The organism is Streptosporangium sp. 'caverna', assembly GCF_003203775.1.
Classification (GTDB): domain Bacteria; phylum Actinomycetota; class Actinomycetes; order Streptosporangiales; family Streptosporangiaceae; genus Streptosporangium; species Streptosporangium subroseum.
Genome location: NZ_CP029711.1, coordinates 10,711,991 through 10,731,360, shown reverse-complemented (window position 1 = coordinate 10,731,360; position 19,370 = coordinate 10,711,991). Strand labels below are relative to the sequence as shown.

Sequence of the window (19,370 nt, the reverse complement as noted above, 5' to 3'; positions counted from 1 at the left end):
GGGTTGGAGCCCGGTTGGACACCTGTAACGACAAGCTCTCTCGGCTCTCCGCCGAATCGTCGGCGTCGTTGCCGCCGCACCACAACCGACCCAGTCGGCACCAGCGCTTACCACAAAGTCGTTGAGATATCAACTTCCTCTGGGGTGCGTTCCTTGGTGCCTACTTGGAGCTCAACTAGTCTACCGATTATGTTGCTACGGGTTCTGGGACCGCTCGGGCTCGATGAGGCCGATCTCGGCGGGTCCCGCCAGCGTGCGGTGCTCGCCCGGCTCGTCGTCGCGCGCGGCTCCGTAGTCTCGGTCGACCGGTTGATCGAGGATGTCTGGAGCGGCGGGGCGCCTCCGCGCGCGATCGCGTCGCTCAGGGCATACGTCTCCAACCTGCGGCGCGTCCTTGAGCCGGGCCGGCCGTCTCGCATGCGTACCGAGCTGCTGGTCTCCGCCGCACCTGGCTACGCGCTGCGGCTGCCGTCCTCGGTGGTCGACGCCTGGCGATTCGAGCAGGCGTTCACCGCGGCGCGCTCGGTCGCCGGCACCGACCCGGACCAGGCTCGGCAACTGCTCGTCTCCGGGTTGGGACTGTGGCGTGGCGCCGCGTTTGCCGAGTTCAGCGACGAGCTGTGGGCGCGGCCGGAGGTGATCCGGCTGGAGGACCTGCGATGGGCCGCCCGGGAGCTGCGGGTCACGGTTTCCCTGCGTACGGGCGAAGCCGTGGAGGCGGTCGGCGAGGCGGAGGCGCTGACCCGCGAGGCGCCGTTGCGGGAGGAGCCGTGGCGACTGCTGGCCCTGGCCCTGTGGCACACCGGTCGGCAGGCAGATGCGCTGGCCGCGTTGCGCCGCGCGCGTACGATGCTCGCCGAGGAGCTCGGCTTGGACCCCGGGGCGGCGCTGGTGGCTCTCGAGTCCGCGATTCTCACGCGACGCCCCGACGATCTTCCGGCACCGCCACAGGAACCGCCGGCAGGCGAGCAACACGTGGCGGCCGTGCGGCAGGAAGCGGAGCCGTCCGTGGACCGCGAGGCGGAACCGTTCGTGGGTCGGGAGGCGGAGCTCGCGACCCTCGCAGGGACGGCCCGGGACGCGGCGCGCTACGGCGTCCGGTTCAGCCTGGTCACCGGAGACGCCGGAGCGGGAAAGACCACCCTGCTCACCCACCTGCGACGCGACCTGGAGACCCGCGGATGGGTGGTCGCCGCCGGACGCTGCCCCGAAGTCGAGGGGGCGCCGCCCGCACTGGCGTGGGTGGAGGTGCTCCGCGAGCTCGCCGCCGCTGAATCGCCCGGGTCACTTGCGGCCGAGCTGGCGCCGTTGCTGGCCGATACCTCCCGTGACGGTGTCGCGCGCGACGGTACGGACGGACGGTTTCGGCTGCACCAGGCTGTCGTCGAGTGGTTGGCTGCCGCGTCAGCGCGCCGGCCCGTCGCAATCTTGCTGGACGATCTGCATGCCGGCGACACGGAAACGCTGCGACTGCTGAACGCGATGAGCGAGATCGACGCCACCGTGCTGTTCGTGCTCGCGTTTCGTCCCACCGAGCAGTCGCCGCGGCTGGCCGCCTCGCTGGCCGCCCTCGCCCGGCGTTCGCCCACTCGCGTACATCTCGACGGGCTGAGTGTCGAGGACGTGCAACGGCTGGTCGGCGCGTTCACCCGGACACCGGTCGATGCGGAGACACTCGCCACCCTCGCGGGACGAACCGGGGGCAATCCCCTGTTCGTCCGGGAGTTGGCTCGTCTCCTGGCGTCCGAGGGTATCCCTGTCGCGATCTCTGAAGTGCCCGAAGGCGTCCGGGATGTGCTGCGCGCACGGCTTGCGAGGTTGCCGGAGGAAGCCGTGGCCGTGCTGCGCCTGGCCGCCGTCGCCGGCAGGGAGGCCCAGGTGGAAACGCTGGTCCGGGCGGCCGACGCGGACGAGGGGACGGTGCTGGATGCGCTGGAGACCGGTCTCGGCGCCGGGTTGCTGACCGAGCCCAGGCCAGGATGGGTGCAATTCGTGCATGGCCTGGTCCACGACACCTTCTACACCGACGTTCCACTGTTGCGGCGGGCTCGGATGCACGCACGAATAGCGGAGCGGTTGCGGCCGGACGATCATCCGGCGCTGGCCCGGCACTATCGGGCCGCCGCCTCGTCGGACACCGCGTCACTGGCCGTCGAGCACGCAGTCCGGGCCGCGGAACTCGCCGAGCGGCGCTATGCGTACGACGCCGCGATCCGGCTGCTGACCGACGCGCTCGACGCCGTCGACATGGTGCCCGGCGACCGGGACGCGTTGCGCGTGGATGTGCTCGGCCGCCTGCTGCGCGCGCAGGTCCGCGCCGGCACACTGTCCGCCGCCCGGGAGAGTCTCGTCCGGGCCGTCGACACCGCCGTCGAGTCCGGGCGTGACGACCTGCTGATCGCGGCACTCGCCACATGGCGGGTGCCGACGCCGTGCCTGACTCGGGCGTACCGCTTCGTCGACGATCGCATCGTCGACCTGCTCACCATGCTGGTGCGCCGCAACGACCTGGCACCGGCCGACCGCTTCCTGCTCAACGCCGTACTGGCCGCCGAGCTGGAAGGCGAACCGGATCCGCGCGGCGTCGAGGCCGGCATCCAGGCACTGGCTCTGTCCGTGACCATCACGGACCCCGAGTGGAAAGCGCTCGGCCAGACGGCGCGTCTGCGGACGATGAGCCACCACCGGGAAGCCCGAGAGCGAGCCGAACTCGCTACGTCGCTCCGCCTCCTCGCCGAGGAGCATGGCCTGGTGGCCTACCGCTGGTACGCCGAGCAGGTGATAGGTCACAGCGCAGCCGTACTGGGCGAGCCCGCTGAGATGCGCGCCAGCATCGCGCGGCAAGGCACCATCGCCGACACCTACAAGCTGGCCGAACCGCAGGCCATCAACCTCGCATCCCAGGGCGCGCTGGCGCACATCAGGGGAGACTTCGCGGCGGCGAAGCGGTTCTACGACGATTGTTCCGCCCAGATGCGACGAGTGGGATCGATCGGTGCCGACTCCATCCATTTCGCGGGCACCAGCAGCGTCCTGCTCAGCCAGGGCGGCCTGGCGTCGCACCTCGAGGCGACCCGCCTCGCCCGCGAGTCGCACGGGCCGATGTTCGACGACCTGCTCGCGCTGGTGCTCGTGCATGCCGGCCGCACCGACGAGGCACGCACCGTGCCGATCGGCACCCATCCCTGCCCTCCCGAAGACATCTTCCAGACCGGTCTGCTGGCCATCCGGGCCAGGGCTCTGGTCGCGCTCGGGCGAAAAGACTTGGCGCAACCCGTCATCGACGTCCTCCTCCCCGTACGCAACCAGCTCGCGGGCCTCTCGGGCGCGACAATCGTCATCGAACCGGTCGCCCTGACCCTCGGCAGGCTCTTCCAATTGCAGGGCCGATCCTCCGAGGCCGACGAGCATTTCGCGATGGCGGCCTCGATGGCACGGCGCTGGGAATCACCGCACTGGCTGGCCGAAGCTCTACGCCGTGGCTCTGCCAAGCGCACCTGGGCCGCTTGAGTCCCGGCTGCCCGCACCGGCAAGGATTCCGTTCCGCAAGGCGATCGGCATTTCGCCTGTTCGGCAAGCGGAGGACAGGAGATTCGAACTCCCGAGGGGGTGCCCCCGACATGCTTTCCAAGTCTGCCGATCTCCGTTCAGCGGAGATCACATGGGGTGCGACTCAGGCCTCGGCGAGGTGCGTGGACCCAGGCGGACGGCGGCGTACGGGGCTGAACCGAGACGGAGATCGAGACGGGCGAAGACTCGACTCCTGCGGTTCGAGCAGGACGCTCGCCGGAACTCAGCGGGCGGGGTCGCGGTTGTAGAGCTTCCTGGCCCACAGGTAGCCGACCAGGGCGATGCCGGCGCTCCAGGCGATGGCGACGGTCGCGTTGTCGTCCATCGGGGTGCCGAGCAGCAGGGACCGCAGGGTCTCGATGAGCGGGGTGAACGGCTGGTGCTCGGCGAACCAGCGCAGCGGGCCGGGCATGGAGTCGGCGGGCACGAACCCGCTGCCGAACAGCGGCAGGAACATGAGCGGCATGGGAATGTTGCTGGCGATCTCGACGGTGGGGGAGAGCAGGCCGAGCGCGGCCGACAGCCAGGTGAGGCCGAGGACGAACAGGGTCAGGATGCCGAGCGCGGCGAGCCACTGCAGGGGGCCGGTGGTCGAGCGGAATCCGAGAAGTACGGCGACGCCGCCGACGACGGCGACCCCGAGCAGGGTCTGGATCATGCTGCCGAGCACGTGGCCGGTCGGGACGGAGGCGCGGGTGATGGCCATGGTCCGGAAGCGGGCGACGATGCCCTCGGTCATGTCTGTTGCGACGGTCACCGCGGTGGCGGTGGCGGCCGAGGCGACCGTCATCAGGATGATGCCGGGGGTGACGTAGGCGAGGTAGTCGGCGCGGCCACCGGCCTGGCCGAGCCCCGCGCCGAGGGTGCCGCCGAAGACGTAGACGAACAGCAGCAGGAAGACGATCGGCATGCCGATGATCATGAGGGTGAGAGTGGGGTAGCGGAGCATGTGCCTCAGGTTGCGGCGCAGCATCGTGGCCGAGTCGCGGAGCGCGTTCATCGAGCGGGTTCACTTTCCTGGGTGAGGGCGAGGAAGACGTCGTCGAGGTCGGGGGTGTGGACGGCCAGTTCGTCGACGGTGACGGAGACGCCGTCGAGCCAGTCGAGCAGCGCTCGCAGCGATCTGACGCCGCCGTCGCTGGGGACGTGCAGGGTGAGCGTCTCCTCATCGCGGGAGATCGGGCGCAGCCCCTGAGACGCCGTCTCGAAGCCGTGTGGGTCGGCGAAACGCAGGCTGACATGGCCGCCGGGGACCAGGCGTTTGAGCTCTTCCGCGGTGCCTTGGGCGACCAGCTTGCCGTGGTTGAGCACGGCGAGCCGGTCGGCGAGCCGGTCGGCTTCTTCCAGGTACTGGGTGGTGAGGAAGATGGTGACGCCGTGGTCGGCGACGAGGCCACGGATGATCTGCCACATGGTGCTGCGGCTGCGCGGGTCCAGGCCGGTGGTGGGCTCGTCGAGGAAGATGATGCGGGGGGCGCCGACGAGGGTCATGGCGAGGTCGAGGCGGCGTCGCATGCCGCCGGAGTAATTCGCGGCGGGTTTGCCGGCGGCCTCGGCCAGGTCGAACTGCTCGAGCAGTTCCCGCGCCCGCTCGCGGCCCCGGGATCGGCCCAGGTGGTGCAGGTCGGCCATGAGGCGGAGGTTCTCCTCACCGGTGAGCAGGCCGTCCACCGCGGAGTACTGGCCGGTGACGCCGATCGCGGCGCGTACGGCCTGGGCTTCCCTGGTCAGGTGGTGGCCGGCCACCCGGACGTCGCCGCCGTCGGCGGAGATGAGCGTGGAGAGGATCTTCACCACGGTGGTCTTGCCCGCGCCGTTGGGGCCGAGGAGGGAGAAGATGGTGCCGGCCGGGATGTCCAGGTCGACGCCGTCGAGTACGAGATGCTTGCTGTAGACCTTGCGCAGGCCGGTGGCGAAGATCGCCGGGTCGGTCATGATCGGGTCCTTGAAGGTCGGGGGTGGACTCGGGGCGGCGTTTCAGGCTGAGGTGGCGATCAGCGGGCGGGGCCCCGCGTCGGCGGCCTGCCGTACGGCTCGCCTGGCCGCGATGATCGTCCAGGCGATGGTGAGCGCGGTGACCAGCGCCGTCGCGGCGAAGGCGGCGAGGGTGGCCGCATCGGGGTGGATCAGGGACTGGCCGCGTGCGGCCTGCCAGGTCACGACGGTGACCAGGCCGCTGTAGCCGAGGGCGGCGGCACCCACCAGACGGGCGCGCACTCGCTCGTCCCGCAACCAGGCGTACCGGGTGGCCAGGGCGGCCAGGACCGCGGTGAGGACGAGCAGCACCTGGATGCCGTGCAGGCCGAAGAAGTGCGGGACGCGGAAGTCTCCGCCGGTGACGCTCCAGTTGGTGAGGGGCATGCCGTGGCCGTCGGGGTCGCCGATGCCGTGGCCCTGGTACATGGGGATCCGGGCGCCGTTGGCGTCGGTGACCGTACGGGGATGGATGTCGGTGACCATCCAATAGAGCGGGACGAGCATGCCCACGGTGGCCAGCCCCAGCCCGGCGCGGATCGCGCGGGTGAGCGCGGGACCGGCCGTGCGCTGGATCAGCACCATGACCCCGATGATCAGTTGCGCGATCAGAATGATCATCACGCCGTAGGTGAGGAACGGGACCAGGGCCAGGGTGACGGGATCGCTCTGGTCGGCGTTGAAGTGACTGATGGTGCCACGGGCCGCCTGCAGGGTGATGACGCCGACCTCGACGGTCGCGGCGACGGCGAACACGCAGCCGACCCACCAGCCCACCCGCCTGCCCCTCGTCAGTTTGGACAGCAGCCAGGCGAGCGTCCCGGCGTAGAGGCCGAAGGCGAAGCCGAACTTCAACGGTTTGACCCACACCGACTCACCCAGCAGCGTGCGGTCGTCGATCAGCAAACCGGCAAGGCAGACGAACATCAGGGCGCACATGAGGCCCGCGCAGATCAGCAGCGGACGATGCCAGGACTTCACAGGAACTCCGATCAAGCTTGTCGTTTCGATATGCGAAAAGCTAGCTTGCATTCAGATATTCGTCAACGATAAATCTGCTGGTTGCGTGGGCAAATATGAAATACTTGCAATGGAGTGTGGATGAATGCAAGTGGTGAACTTGCAATGAGATGGAGGTGGATGCAAGACTGCCCGTCCGTGCAGGCGCGACCAGGAAGGCACATCCATGCCCGGAGGCAGGCTGACCCACCAGGACCGCCGGCAGATCGCCGACGGTCTGGCGGAAGGGCTCACCTATACCGAGATCGCCGCCCACCTGGACCGGCCGCTGTCCACCGTCACGCGCGAGGTGGCCCGCAACGGCGGACCCGAGGGCTACCGGGCCGACCAGGCGCACGAGGCAACCCGGGAACGCGCCAGGAGGAGCCAGCCCGCCCAGGGGGAACGCGACGTCGAGGCGGTCGACGCCGTGGAGGGGCAGTTCACCGAGATCTTGATCAGTACCGGTCTGTCGCGGATGACCGCCCGCGTGCTCGCCAGCCTCTACCTCACCGACAGCGGCAGCCTTACCGCCGCCGAACTCACCCGGCACCTTCAGGTCAGCCCGGCCTCCGTCTCCAAGGCCATCGGCGAGCTCGAACAGCAGGAGATGGTCCGCCGCGAACGCGACCCGCGCAGACGCCGCGACCGCTACATCATCGACGCCGACGCGCTCTTCCGCGCCTGGATGGCCGGCGCTCGCCAGAACGCCCTGCTGGCCGACTTCGCACGCCGGGCGGCTGAAACCCTCGGGACCGTCTCGCCCGCCGGGGGCCGGCTGCGAGACGTCGGAGACTTCTTCGACCACGTCGGCCAGGCGATGCTGCAGGCGGCCGAGCAGTGGCGCGAGGCCCACAACGCCAAGCAAGGGCTGTGAACGGCCGGTTCGGCTTCATCGGGTGCCGTGACCAGACATGATCATCGGCTCGTTCGTGGTTCGGACCACTCCCGATCGAGCAGATGTGAGGTGCGTCGCAGAGAGCTTGATCAACTCGTCGACTGAGACCCGAACGCCAGAGGGGCCGGACCGCGTGTGCGGTCCGGCCCCTCTGAGGTGGCGGAGGATAGGAGATTCGAACTCCTGAGGGGTTGCCCCCAACACGCTTTCCAAGCGTGCGCCCTAGGCCAACTAGGCGAATCCTCCGTGGAGAAGCTTACCTAACTTCCGGAGTGCGTGGACCATGAATTTTCTCGGTCACGATCATTCCGATCTGAGGCCGACTCGGCCCCGATCACTCTGATCTGTGGCTAGACTTACGAAGGACCCCTCGCGCGGCGTCATCCTGTGAACCTCCCCAGGGCCGGAAGGCAGCAAGGATAAGCAGGCTCTGGCGGGTGTGCGAGGGGTCTCTTCGTTTCAACCCCTCGCAGGTGGGATCGTCGCATGAGTCTTGCGCTTTACCGCAAGTACCGGCCCGGGACCTTCGCCGAGGTCAAAGGGCAGGAACACGTCACCGAGCCGCTGCGGCAGGCGTTGCGTAGCGGGCGGATCAACCACGCCTACCTCTTCAGCGGGCCCCGAGGGTGTGGCAAGACATCCAGCGCCCGGATCCTGGCCCGCTCACTGAACTGTGAGAAGGGCCCGACCCCCGACCCGTGCGGGGAGTGCGACTCCTGCGTGGCGCTGGCCCCCACCGGCCCCGGCCACCTCGACGTCATCGAGATCGACGCGGCCTCGCACGGCGGTGTGGACGATGCTCGCGACCTGCGTGAGCGAGCCTTCTTCGCACCGGTGTCGTCACGCTTCAAGATCTACATCATCGACGAGGCGCACATGGTGACCCGCGAGGGTTTCAACGCGCTGCTCAAACTCGTCGAGGAGCCTCCGCCGCACCTGAAGTTCGTCTTCGCGACCACGGAGCCCGAGAAGGTCATCGGGACGATCAAGTCCCGGACCCACCACTACCCGTTCCGGCTGATCCCGCCCGCGGCGCTGCGCACCCTCATGGAGGAGATCCTCACCTCCGAGAAGATCGCATTCGAGTCCGCCGCGCTGCCGCTGGTGGTCCGGGCGGGCGCGGGCTCGGCCCGTGACTCGCTGTCGATCCTCGACCAGCTTTTCGCCGGATCGGACGAAGCGGGCATCACCTACGCGCGTGCGGTCTCGCTGCTGGGCTACACCGACGGCGACCTGCTCGACGACGTGATCGCCGCCTTCGCGAGCCGTGACGGCGCGCAGGTGTTCCACACCGTGAACCGGGTGATCGACGGAGGCCATGACCCCCGCCGCTTCGCGATGGACCTGCTGGAGCGCTTCCGCGACCTGGTGATCCTGGCCAACGTGCCGGAGGCGGCCAAGAGCGGGCTGCTCGACCGGCCCGCCGACGAGCTAGAACGGCTTCAGGGCCAGGCGGCCTCGATGGGCCCGGCCGAGCTGACCCGCGCAGCGGAGATCTTCAACGCCGGTCTGACCGAGATGCGCGGGGCGGCCTCGCCCCGGCTGCTGCTCGAGCTGATGTGCGCCAGGACCCTGCTTCCCGGAGCCGCACAGGGGGAGGCGGCGTTGCTCGCCCGGCTGGAGCGGCTGGAGAAAAGCGGTGTCGCGGCGGCTCCCGTGACCTACGCCAATTCCGCCCCGGCAGTCGCTCCCGCCCCGGTGATCCACGCGGCGCCCGCGCCCCAGGCTCCGCCGCCCACCCCGGCCGCCCCGCCCGCCGCCGGTACGGCTCCCGCCTCCGCCGCGCCCGCCCCCAGCCCCCAGGGCGACGACTGGCCCGTGGCGGTCAAGCCCGGTGCCCCCGCCTCCCCGCCGCAGGCACCCGCACAGGCACAGGCACCGCAGGCTTCCAGCGCACCGGTGCCCGCGCAGGCCTCCGGATCGGGGGCCGGCGCCGTCCAGCAGGCATGGCCCCAGGTGCTGAGCGCGCTCAAGCAGCGCAGCATCGTCGTCTGGGCGCAGGTCAACACCAACGCCCAGGTCGTGGGGGTCGAGGGCAGGGTCGTCGTCCTCGGTTTCACCCAGGTCGGCGCGATGAAGAACTTCATCGGCGGCGGCAAGGACGCGGTGGTCGCGTCGGTGCTGCAGGAGGTCCTGGGCGGCACCTGGAAGGTCGAGGCCGTCGTCGGCGGCGGGCCCGTCCCCTCCGGTGGAGGCCGTCCTCCGGCCGCGCCCCCGCACAACCCGGCTCCACAGCAGACCCCTCGCCCGCCCGCGCCCGCTCCCGCGAGTCAGGAACCCGCTCCCCGGCAGGACCCCGGATCACCGGCATCGGCATCGGCGGCTCCGTCCGCTCAGGTCGTCCCGTCCGTTCCCGCCGCCCCGATGCGGCAGGCTCCGCCCGCCACGGACGAGTCCTGGCCGGACGAGCCGCTGCCGGAGGACCATGGCTCGCCCCCCTCCCCGAATCCCGGCCTGGCCGCCGCCCGCTCGGCAGCCAAGGCCGCGGCCCAGGCGGGCCCGAGGGCGACGGGCAGCAAGGCGGCCGGCAACAACAAGCCGGCCGGTAACAAGCCGGCCTGGCCGGACGCGGTGCCCGGCCGCAAGGGCGTCGCCGAGGCCGACGAGGTCGACCGGCTGCACGATGCGGGTGCCGACGTCAACGGGCTCACCGGCATGGCCCTCATCCAGCGGGAGCTCGGCGGCCAGGTCATCGGCGAGATCGACCACGCCTGAGGGCTCGTTCGGCCGGTATGCCGGCCACCTCTGAGGCCCGTTTCGCCGATGCGTCGACCGCCTCTGGGAGTCCGTTCTGCCGATCACACCTGAGGGCCGGTTCCGCCGGTGCGTCGATCACCTCTGAGGGCCGCTTCGCCGATGCGTCGACCACCTCTGGGAGTCCGTTCTGCCGATCACACCTGAGGGCCGGTTCGGCCGGTGCGTCGACCGCCTCTGAGAGTCCGTTCTGCCGATCACACCTGAGGGCCGGTTCCGCCGATGCGTCGACCGCCTCTGAGGGCCCGTTCCGCCGGTGCGTCGATCACGCCTGAGGGCCGGTTCCGGCGACGTCAGGTGCGGGGTCAGGCCGTTTCCCGCTCCCGGTGGTAGCGGGCAGGCGACCGGCGGCGCCTACGGCAGGTTGATGCCGGTGAGGCGGATCCGCGCGGCCACGGCGCGGTGGTCCTCGCGGGGCAGCATGGTGACGAGGCGTTCCAGGACGTTGATGTCGTTCTTGCCGTATTCGGTCTCGGCGTAGGCCCACAGGTCGTCAGGGCCGCCCCGGAGGAGCAGCCGGGCCCGGACCTGCCCTTCCAGCTCCTCGCGGATGCGGCGGAGCGTGGGGGCCTCGGAGCGGGGGAGCAGAGGGCCGCCGTAGCCGCGGCCGACCGGGGCGATCTCCTCCGTGGCGAGCAGCCGCCTGAGGTCGAGGAAGTCGGCCTCGACCGTGCAGACCAGGCGGTACGGCTTGGCGGCGACGGTGGGCCCGAGCTGGGCGCGCAGGCGGTGGATCTCGGCACGGATGGTCACCGGGTTGCCGGCGTCGCCGTACAGGTGGAAGGAGAGCTGGTCGGCGGTCATGCCCTGGGGGTTGAGCGCCAGCAGGGCGAGGATCTCGGCGTGGCGCAGGGAGAGCGACAGGCGGACCCCGTCGAGATGAGCCGAGGGGCGCTCTGCGCCGAGGAAGGACAGGGTGAGCACGGGGCCGCCGTGCGCCCGGCCGGGGAGGCGGAGCAGGAAGCTGTCGCCGAGCGGTTCGAGCAGGGCGGCCTGCCCGCCGGGCAGGATCACCCGGTCGCCCGTCTCCGGCAGGCGGATGCGGTGGCCCCACTGCCGCGTGTGGTCGCCGGAGATGATCCGCCCGGTCATGGTGACCAGGGCGCCCGGTTCGCCGTGCAGTGCCCGCAGGTGCTTGTCGTGGCGGCCGCGGAGCCGCTCGTCGCGCTCGATCATGCGCAGGGTGAGGTGGCTCTCGGCCAGGCGCGCGGTGGCCTCGACGAGGGCGACGGTCGCAGGATGCAGGGTGCGCATGGGGCCGCTGACGTCGATGCAGCCGAGCACGTCGCCGCTGTCCGGATCGACGATCGGCGCGGCGGAGCAGGACCAGAGGTGCAGAACCTTGACCAGGTGCTCGGCGGCGAAGATGTGGACCGGTCGCCGGGTCTCGAGGGCGGTTCCCATGCCGTTGGTCCCGATCGCGCTCTCGCCCCAGTGGAACCCGTCGGCCAGACCCACCTCGTCGGCGCGGTCCATGATCTGGTGGTTGCCGTCGCGCCAGAGCACCCGGCCCTCGGCATCGGCGACCATCAGGATGTGCGCGCTCTCCTTGGTGGCCTCCAGGAGCGTCTCGGTGACGAGCGGCAGCAACTCGTTCAGAGGATGGGCCGAGCGGATCTCCCGGATGTCCTCGCCTTCGAAGGCGAGCGGCGCCGAGCTCGTCTCGGGGTCGATCCCGGCGTCCAGAGAACGCCGCCACGACGCGGAGATCACATTTCTGGGCGCCTCGTCCACCGATCGCTCTCCACCGGTCACGGCCTCGTGCATGCGGCGCAGCCGTACCGAGTAGGCGTCCAGCTCGGAAACGGGGACAGCGCTCATATGGCTGTCGCGCACATACCCCCCTCCCCTCTGGAATCGGACTGATGGCCGAAGCATCGGTGGTAAGGACCTCCCCACGCAACCCATTCGGCGAAAGAGGGTGTGCGAAGGGTGAGTGAACGGTCGCAACGTGTGTGCAACCTGCGTTCGGTTACCTTCTGATCACACGCCGCCGTGTACGGCCGTTCCGGCGCGTGTGCTGTCGGGTCCCGGACGTCTGGAGGGGGGCCGGGGCCCGACTGAAGGTTTGGTCCCCTTATGTGGGGAACACGTGGTGCCGCCAGTACACGACCTGGCAAGAACCCCGTAGGCTCGTGACGACTGACGTCACGGACGAGGAGCACACGACGGTGAACCCAGGGGATGTCAACCTGCAGCAGCTGCTGGAGCAGGCACAGCTCATGCAGCAGCAGCTTGTGAGCGCCCAGCAGGAGCTGAACGACGCGGAGGTCGAGGGCTCGGCGGGAGGTGGTCTGGTCGTGGCCACGGTCAACGGCGGGGGCGAACTGCTCGAGCTGAAGATCAGTGGCGAGGCCGTCGAACCCGGCGACCCCCAGGAAACGGCGGACACCATCGCCGACCTGGTCATCGCCGCGATCCGAGACGCCGTGCGCGCGGCAGCCGACCTCCAGCAGGAGAAGCTCGGTCCACTCGCACAGGGGCTGGGCGGCGGGAGCGGGCTCGGCCAGCTGCCCGGGTTCTGATCATGTACGAAGGGGTCGTCCAGAATCTGATCGACGAGCTGGGGATGCTGCCCGGCGTCGGTCCCAAGAGCGCGCAGCGCATCGCGTTTCACCTCCTGGCCGCGGAGCCGGCCGACGTGAAACGGCTCGCGCACGCGCTGCTGGAGGTCAAGGACAAGGTCCGCTTCTGCCGGGTCTGTGGAAACGTCGCGGCAGAGGAAGAGTGCCGGATCTGCCGTGATGTCAGGCGCGATCCCCATGTGATCTGTGTCGTCGAGGAGCCGAAGGACGTCGTGGCGGTCGAGAAGACCCGCGAGTTCCGAGGCCGTTACCACGTGCTCGGTGGGGCGATCAGCCCGATCGACGGGGTCGGTCCCGACGACCTGCGCATCCGTGAGCTGATGACGCGCCTGGCCGACGGCCAGGTGACCGAGCTCATCCTCGCCACCGACCCCAACCTCGAGGGGGAGGCGACGGCGACCTATCTTGCCCGTCTGGTAAAGCCGATGGGACTGAGAGTCACACGACTGGCCAGCGGTCTGCCGGTAGGCGGTGACCTCGAGTACGCCGACGAGGTCACCTTGGGCCGCGCTTTCGAAGGAAGGAGGCTGCTGGATGTCTGATGCGTGGAGCGCTCTGGCAGAACGGATCGCGGAGCATGCGGAGAACTACATCGACGGCCTGACCCGGCTGGCGGGCGGCGAGGGCGGCGACGCCATCCTGCCGCTGCTGCTGGTGGAGGTCGCGCAGGTCAGTCTGGCGGGCGCGCAGCTCGGTGCCAGTCAGGACGTGATCCTGTCGGGCAACTGGGAGCCGCACCTGAGCGCGGATCCGGATGTCGACGCCCTGCGCATGGCCCTCGCCGAGCGGCTCGGCCCCGTGGACGACTACGCGGAGGTCTTCGCCCCCTACAAGGACACCGTGGTCACCCCGTACCGGCTGTCGGACGACCTGACCGCCGTGACCGCGGACCTCCTGCACGGTCTCCGGCACTACAAGGCGGACCGTCCGCTGGAGGCTCTCTGGTGGTGGCAGTACTCCTACTTCAACACCTGGGGCAACCACGCCGGAGCGGCAATGCGGGCACTTCAGGCGCTTGTCGCCCGCACGCGTCTTGACGTGGCGGAAGAGCGCACAACGGTGTGATCGTCCACATACTGGGCCGAACCATAGGGCCTCTCCTGGGCCGCCAGTAGACTGTGAGCTCCACAGCCCTAGATTGCTTCGGAGACATCTCGTGGCGCTCGTTGTTCAGAAATATGGTGGTTCGTCCGTCGCCGACGCCTCCCGCATCAAGCGGGTCGCCCAGCGTATCGTCGCGACGAAAAAAGCCGGCAACGACGTCGTGGTGATCGTTTCTGCGATGGGCGACACCACCGACGAGTTGCTGGACCTGGCCCAGCAGGTCTCGCCGCTGCCGCCGGGTCGCGAGCTCGACATGCTGCTCACCTCCGGTGAGCGCATCTCGATGGCGCTGCTGGCGATGGCGATCGCCAACCTGGGCCACGAGGCGCGCTCGTTCACCGGCTCCCAGGCCGGTGTGATCACCGACTCGTCCCACGGCCGCGCGCGCATCATCGACGTGACGCCCGGCCGGATCCGCGAGGCCCTCGACGGCGGCCAGATCGCGATCGTGGCCGGGTTCCAGGGCGTCTCCCAGGACACCAAGGACATCACCACGCTCGGCCGCGGCGGTTCGGACACGACCGCGGTCGCGCTCGCCGCCGCTCTCAACGCCGACGTGTGTGAGATCTACACCGACGTGGACGGCATCTTCACCGCGGACCCCCGCATCGTCCCGACCGCACGCCAGATCCCCAAGATCTCCTACGAGGAGATGATGGAGATGGCGGCCTGTGGTGCGAAGATCCTGCACCTGCGCTGCGTCGAGTACGCTCGCCGCTTCGGCCTGCCGATCCATGTCAGAAGCTCGTTCAGTACCAAAGAAGGCACGTGGGTCGTTTTCGCCCCCGACAGCGAAGGAATAGAGATGGAGCAGCCGATCATCTCCGGCGTCGCACACGACCGGAGTGAGGCCAAGATCACCGTTGTCGGGGTGCCCGACAAGGTCGGCGAGGCTGCCACGATCTTCAAAACGCTGGCCGACGCCGAGGTCAACATCGACATGATCGTGCAGAACGTGTCGGCGGCGACGACCGGCCGGACGGACATCTCCTTCACGCTGCCCACGACCGACGGTTCCACGGCGCTCACCGCACTGAAGAGGATCCAGGAGCGCATCGGTTTCGAGTCGCTGCTCTTCGACGACCAGATCGGAAAGGTGTCGCTGATCGGCGCGGGCATGCGCTCGCACCCCGGCGTCACCGCGACGTTCTTCGCCGCCCTCGCCGACGCGGGGGTGAACATCGAGATGATCTCCACCTCGGAGATCCGCATCTCGGTGATCGTGGGGCAGGACGAGGTGGACACGGCGGTCAACGCCGCCCACCGCGCGTTCGACCTCGACGCCGACCAGGTTGAAGCCGTGATCTATGGAGGTACCGGGCGATGAGCCGCAAGCCAACCCTTGCCCTGATCGGCGCGACCGGTGCCGTCGGCACCGTGATGCGCGACATCATCTCCACCCGGGAGGATGTCTACGGCGAGATCAAGCTCGTCGCGTCCGCCCGGTCGGCAGGCAAGATCCTGCAGGTCCGCGGGGAGGACCTGGTCGTCCAGGAGCTGACCCCCGAGGTCTTCGACGGCGTCGACATCGCGATCTTCGATGTGCCGGACGAGGTCTCCGCGACGTGGGTGCCGATCGCCGCCGAGCGCGGCGCGGTCGTCATCGACAAGTCGGGCACCTTCCGGATGAACCCCGAGGTCCCGCTCGTCGTGCCGGAGGTCAACCCCGAGGCCGCGCGTGAGCGGCCGCTGGGCATCATCTCGACCCCCAACTGCACCACGCTGTCGATGATGGCCGCGATGGGCGCGCTCCACGAGCAGTACGGCCTGCGCGAGCTGGTGGTCGCCTCCTACCAGGCGGTCTCCGGTTCGGGCGTGGCCGGTTCCGCCCGCCTCTATGACGAGATCGAGGCCCTCGCGGGCGACCGGACGATCGGGCAGACCGCCGGCGACGTGCGTAAGGCGCTGCAGAACAAGCTGGGCGACGCGGAGTCGCCCTTCCCGGCGCCCGTGGCGTTCAACGTCGTGCCGTGGGCGGGCTCGCTCAAGGACGACGGCTGGACCTCCGAGGAGCTCAAGCTCCGCAACGAGTCCCGGAAGATCCTCGGGATCCACGACCTCAAGGTCTCGGCGACCTGCGTCCGCGTTCCGGTGATCACGACCCACTCGCTGGCCGTGCACGCGACCTTCGAGCGCGAGATCACCGTCGCCGACGCGCACCGGATCCTGGAGGCCGCCCCGACCGTGGTCGTCATGGACGACCCGGCCAACGGTGTTTTCCCCACCCCGGCGGACGTCGTCGGCACCGACCCGACCTACGTGGGCCGGATCCGACAGGCGCTCGACTTCCCGAACGCCCTCGACCTGTTCGTCTGCGGGGACAACCTCCGCAAGGGCGCGGCCCTGAACGCGGCTGAGATCGCCGAACTGGTCGCGGCCGAGTTCGCGTAACCACACCCCCACCTGTTCGCCGTACGGCGGCACTGGCGCCGCCGTACGGCCCCCCACCCGCTCACGCCGTACGGGGGGCTTCGCCCGTTCGCCGTAAGCCGGTGCCGCCGTACAGCCCTCGCTTGTACAGCCCTCGCTTGTACGGCTCACCGCATCGGCACGGCGACGATCGGGCTGCGACAGGGGGTCCGTGCGGACGTCGGCAGGCGTTCGCCAGGAGCCCTCGGCTTCGGCCACGGGGTCATGACATGAAGAGGATGTCCCAGTGGTTCGACTCGCGCGCGTAGAGAATCCCTAGCGGATCCCCGTAGAGGCGGGCCCCGTCGCCTCGCACCCCCTGCGGGGGCAGCTGCTTGATGTAGTCGTTGATGCATTTGTTGGGCTTGATGTCCAACTTGTAGCCCGCGTGGTGACTGTAGGGGCCGGGAGCGTGGCCGACCTCGGTGCCGCCGGTGATGACGATCGGGCACTGGCTACGTTGCTTCAGCGCGATCACTTCGTCCACGGTGGCGGCCCGTACGGCCTGCAGCGAGGTGCAGTGCCCCACGTGACGGTTGGAGCATTTCCCGGAGGAGGTCCAGTTCAGGCCGGCCTGCTTCAGCCGTTCTGTGGCCTGCAGGTGCTGGAGCCGTACCGGCAGGCGTTGCTGGACCTGGGGCGGGACGGCGGCCTTGGGCTGAGGTGGGACGGCCGCCTTGGGCTGCGGGGGAACGGCCGCCTTGGGCTGAGGTGGGACGGCGGCCTTGGGTTGAGGGGGAACGGCGGCCTTGGGCTGAGCCGCGGGTTGGCTCTTGGGGAGGCTCTGAGGCTGGGCCTGGCCCGCTGGCCGATCCTCGGGCCGGCTCCGGGGCAGGTCCTTGGCCTGTTTCCGGCTCTGTTTCCGGCTCTGGGACCGGTTCTTGGGCTGGTTCTGGCTCTGGGCCTGGCTTTCGGGCCGGCTCCGGGTCTGGGATCGACTCTGGGGTTCGGACCGGGCCTGGCTCTGGGACCGGCTGTGGAGCCGGTGCCGGGCCTGGACCATCACCCGGCTCTGGAGCGCGGCCGCCCGCCGGTATGCCTGCCGGCTGGGGCGGAGAGCGACGTTCGGGACGTTGACGCCGTAGGGCCGGGAGACCGCGGGCCGGGGCAGCGCGAGGGTGCGGACCGTTGCCGGCCGGTTCGTGATCATGACGGTGGCGGCCGGGAGCCTGCTCTCGGCCACGGCGGTGCCATCCGGGGTCCAGGCGATGAACGATATCTGCACAGCCAGCAACGCTCCGGCGGTAAGCCAGGCGGCTCTCTGTTTACAGGGACGTGTCCCCATTATTTATCCCTTGTCGCGGGAGCCCTTCCAGCAGCAAGGGGATCAATCCCACACCAGAACCCGGATGATCCCTACCAGAGGCCGAATTTTGCCCCATGGTGGCGATCATCGTGCGGCTCGATGACCTAAGGGGGCCGTGAGTCGTACAGTGACGAAGGTGGCTGAACCAAGCCCGGGAAGCCGGGGATCAGACAGGACCCGTGAGGTCATCGTGGAGACGGCCCTGCGGCTTTTTCGCGAGAGAGGATACGAAGCCACCACCATGCGGGCCATCGCCGCCGAGGCCGGTGTCTCGGTGGGCAACGCCTACTACTACTTCGCCTCCAAGGAAGCCCTCATCCAGGCGTACTACGACCGGGCGCAGGCCGAGCACGAGGCCGCGTGTGAGGAGCTGCTGGCCACCGAGCGTTCCTTCGCCGCACGGCTGGGCGGGGTGCTGCGGGAGTGGGTACGGGTCTCCGAGCCGTACCACGAGTTCGCGGTGAAGTTCTTCAAGCACGCTGCCGAGCCGAGCAACCCGCTCAGCCCGTTCAGCGCCGAGTCGTCGCCCGCCCGGGATTCGTCGATCGCGATCTACCAGAAGGTCGTGGACGGCTCGACGGACCGCATGGACGCCGATCTCAGGGCCGAGCTGCCCGAGCTGCTCTGGCTGATGTCGTTGGGGGTCGTCCTGTTCTGGGTGCACGACACCTCGGAGGGCTGCCATCGGACCTACCGGTTCATCGAACTCACGGTGCCGCTGGTGGACCGGCTGGTCGGGCTCTCCCATCTTCCGGGCCTGCGCGGGGTCGCCCGGGACTTCATCGCCGGAGTCCACGAACTTCGGTCATAACCTCGCCCCAGGTTTCGGCCATGACTTCCCCACGAACTTCAAGAATTTGTGTATCGAACTGATTACTCTAAGTAGTTACTTTGGTGGCGAATTCAAGGGAGTCTCATGGGTTGGGTAATCATGCTGGTGGCGGTGTCCATCGCGATCATGTTGATCGCGTTTCTCGTGCTCAGGCGGAGGGGGCGGGAGAGCGAGGATCGCGGATCGGCGTCGGTCGACTTCTCCGCCAACCTCGCCCTCGCCGTCTACCTGCTGGTGCTGGCCTACGCCGCGGTGCTCTGCAGGGACGGGCTCTCGGTCACCGAGACAGACGTCAAGGCCGAGGCGGAGACCCTCACCGAGATGTACTGGTCGGTGGCCCCGATTCCCGAGGCGGCACCGGTCCGGTCTCAGATCCGCCGGTACACCGCGGAGACCATCCATCTCGACTGGCCGCTGATGGCCAGGGGTGAGGTGTCGCCGGTCGCCACGAAGACGCTCGAAGACCTGCGTTCCGCGACGATCCGGCTCCGGCCGGTCGGCGAGGAGAGCAAGACCCTCCAGCAGGACGCCCTCACCCGGGCCTCCGAGGTCTCCCACGCGCGCACCATCCGTTCGAGCGACGCGAGCGCGGGCCTGGAGAGCATCTTCGTGATCTCGATGATCCTCTCCGGGCTGTTGGTGATCGCGCTGCCCTGGACGCTCGGGGTGAAGCCCACGCCCGCGTCGATGTTCGCCGACCTGGTCCGGGTGGCGGTGGTCGTCATCGGCGTCTGTTTCATCATCCTGATCAGCCATCCTTTCAGCGGACTCGGCGCGGTCAAGCCTGACGCGCTCAGGACCGCGGAGCAGCATTACGACCAGATCGACAGTCAGTTCCCGTCGCAGCCGTAGCCGGGCACGCCCGAACACGCCGGGCCGTGGTCAGCCATGGCCGGACGTGCCCGGGGCTGTGGCCGGCTGCGTGCTCAGGCACAGCCG

The 19,370-nt window shown here is 69.3% G+C and carries 15 protein-coding genes, 1 tRNA gene and 1 other RNA gene; 11 read left to right on the top strand and 6 right to left on the bottom strand.

Annotated elements, in window-relative coordinates:
* Positions 1-189 precede the first annotated feature (189 nt).
* Positions 190-3,510 carry a BTAD domain-containing putative transcriptional regulator gene (locus tag DKM19_RS46355; protein WP_204358538.1) on the top strand — a complete coding sequence of 1,107 codons (3,321 nt, stop codon included), beginning with the start codon at positions 190-192 and terminating at the stop codon, positions 3,508-3,510.
* Between the two features lie 283 nt (positions 3,511-3,793).
* Here DKM19_RS46355 and DKM19_RS46350 read toward each other — a convergent pair whose 3' ends face one another.
* The 3 genes from DKM19_RS46350 to DKM19_RS46340 are packed head-to-tail and all read right to left on the bottom strand — an operon-like array spanning position 3,794 to position 6,525.
* Positions 3,794-4,570, bottom strand: a complete 777-nt coding sequence (locus DKM19_RS46350) for an ABC transporter permease (RefSeq protein WP_110704961.1) — start codon at positions 4,568-4,570, stop codon at positions 3,794-3,796.
* Positions 4,567-5,505 carry an ATP-binding cassette domain-containing protein gene (locus DKM19_RS46345; RefSeq protein ID WP_110704960.1) on the bottom strand — a complete coding sequence of 313 codons (939 nt, stop codon included), beginning with the start codon at positions 5,503-5,505 and terminating at the stop codon, positions 4,567-4,569. The genes DKM19_RS46350 and DKM19_RS46345 overlap by 4 nt, the downstream gene beginning before the upstream one ends.
* 42 nt (positions 5,506-5,547) lie before the next feature.
* On the bottom strand, positions 5,548-6,525 hold the full coding sequence (locus DKM19_RS46340; protein WP_204358537.1) for a hypothetical protein: 978 nt from the start codon (positions 6,523-6,525) through the stop codon (positions 5,548-5,550).
* A gap of 205 nt (positions 6,526-6,730) precedes the next feature.
* On the opposite strand from DKM19_RS46340, the gene DKM19_RS46335 reads away from it, so the two are divergent.
* Positions 6,731-7,420 (top strand): helix-turn-helix domain-containing protein, encoded by a 690-nt coding sequence (locus DKM19_RS46335; protein ID WP_110704959.1) that lies wholly within the window; start codon positions 6,731-6,733, stop codon positions 7,418-7,420.
* 178 nt (positions 7,421-7,598) lie between these two features.
* Here DKM19_RS46335 and DKM19_RS46330 read toward each other — a convergent pair.
* Positions 7,599-7,687, bottom strand: a tRNA-Ser gene (locus tag DKM19_RS46330).
* Between the two features lie 115 nt (positions 7,688-7,802).
* On the opposite strand from DKM19_RS46330, the gene ffs reads away from it, so the two are divergent.
* Together ffs and DKM19_RS46320 are read left to right on the top strand one after the other, a co-directional pair.
* An RNA gene (gene ffs / locus DKM19_RS46325) (signal recognition particle sRNA small type) lies at positions 7,803-7,898 on the top strand.
* 29 nt (positions 7,899-7,927) lie between these two features.
* Complete coding sequence (locus DKM19_RS46320; RefSeq protein ID WP_110704958.1) at positions 7,928-10,156, top strand: DNA polymerase III subunit gamma and tau; 2,229 nt, start codon at positions 7,928-7,930, stop codon at positions 10,154-10,156.
* 393 nt (positions 10,157-10,549) lie between these two features.
* Here the strand turns inward: DKM19_RS46320 and DKM19_RS46315 are convergent, their stop codons facing one another.
* Positions 10,550-12,016, bottom strand: a complete 1,467-nt coding sequence (locus DKM19_RS46315; RefSeq protein WP_162642288.1) for a GAF domain-containing protein — start codon at positions 12,014-12,016, stop codon at positions 10,550-10,552.
* A 350-nt stretch (positions 12,017-12,366) separates the two neighbouring features.
* On the opposite strand from DKM19_RS46315, the gene DKM19_RS46310 reads away from it, so the two are divergent.
* The 5 genes from DKM19_RS46310 to DKM19_RS46290 all read left to right on the top strand — a co-directional run bounded on the left by DKM19_RS46310 (position 12,367) and on the right by DKM19_RS46290 (position 16,275).
* Positions 12,367-12,720, top strand: a complete 354-nt coding sequence (locus tag DKM19_RS46310; protein WP_089209133.1) for a YbaB/EbfC family nucleoid-associated protein — start codon at positions 12,367-12,369, stop codon at positions 12,718-12,720.
* A 2-nt stretch (positions 12,721-12,722) separates the two neighbouring features.
* The gene (recR, locus tag DKM19_RS46305; RefSeq protein ID WP_110704956.1) at positions 12,723-13,322 is read left to right on the top strand and encodes a recombination mediator RecR; all 600 of its coding nucleotides are present in this window, start codon (positions 12,723-12,725) and stop codon (positions 13,320-13,322) included.
* The gene (locus DKM19_RS46300) at positions 13,315-13,845 is read left to right on the top strand and encodes a DUF5063 domain-containing protein (RefSeq protein WP_089209082.1); all 531 of its coding nucleotides are present in this window, start codon (positions 13,315-13,317) and stop codon (positions 13,843-13,845) included. Before recR ends, DKM19_RS46300 begins: the two co-directional genes overlap by 8 nt.
* A 91-nt stretch (positions 13,846-13,936) precedes the next feature.
* The gene (locus DKM19_RS46295) at positions 13,937-15,211 is read left to right on the top strand and encodes an aspartate kinase (RefSeq protein ID WP_110704955.1); all 1,275 of its coding nucleotides are present in this window, start codon (positions 13,937-13,939) and stop codon (positions 15,209-15,211) included.
* Positions 15,208-16,275 carry an aspartate-semialdehyde dehydrogenase gene (locus DKM19_RS46290; protein WP_110704954.1) on the top strand — a complete coding sequence of 356 codons (1,068 nt, stop codon included), beginning with the start codon at positions 15,208-15,210 and terminating at the stop codon, positions 16,273-16,275. The genes DKM19_RS46295 and DKM19_RS46290 overlap by 4 nt, the downstream gene beginning before the upstream one ends.
* Before the next feature lie 241 nt (positions 16,276-16,516).
* Here DKM19_RS46290 and DKM19_RS51415 read toward each other — a convergent pair whose 3' ends face one another.
* Positions 16,517-17,518, bottom strand: a complete 1,002-nt coding sequence (locus DKM19_RS51415) for a hypothetical protein (protein ID WP_204358536.1) — start codon at positions 17,516-17,518, stop codon at positions 16,517-16,519.
* Between the two features lie 196 nt (positions 17,519-17,714).
* Between DKM19_RS51415 and DKM19_RS46280 the strand changes: the two genes are divergently transcribed.
* Positions 17,715-18,410, top strand: coding sequence for a TetR family transcriptional regulator (locus tag DKM19_RS46280; RefSeq protein WP_204358535.1), 696 nt, complete (start codon positions 17,715-17,717; stop codon positions 18,408-18,410).
* A gap of 105 nt (positions 18,411-18,515) precedes the next feature.
* Positions 18,516-19,283: a DUF4239 domain-containing protein gene (locus DKM19_RS46275; protein ID WP_110704952.1), complete on the top strand. Its 768-nt coding sequence runs from the start codon at positions 18,516-18,518 to the stop codon at positions 19,281-19,283.
* Positions 19,284-19,370: the final 87 nt, after the last annotated feature.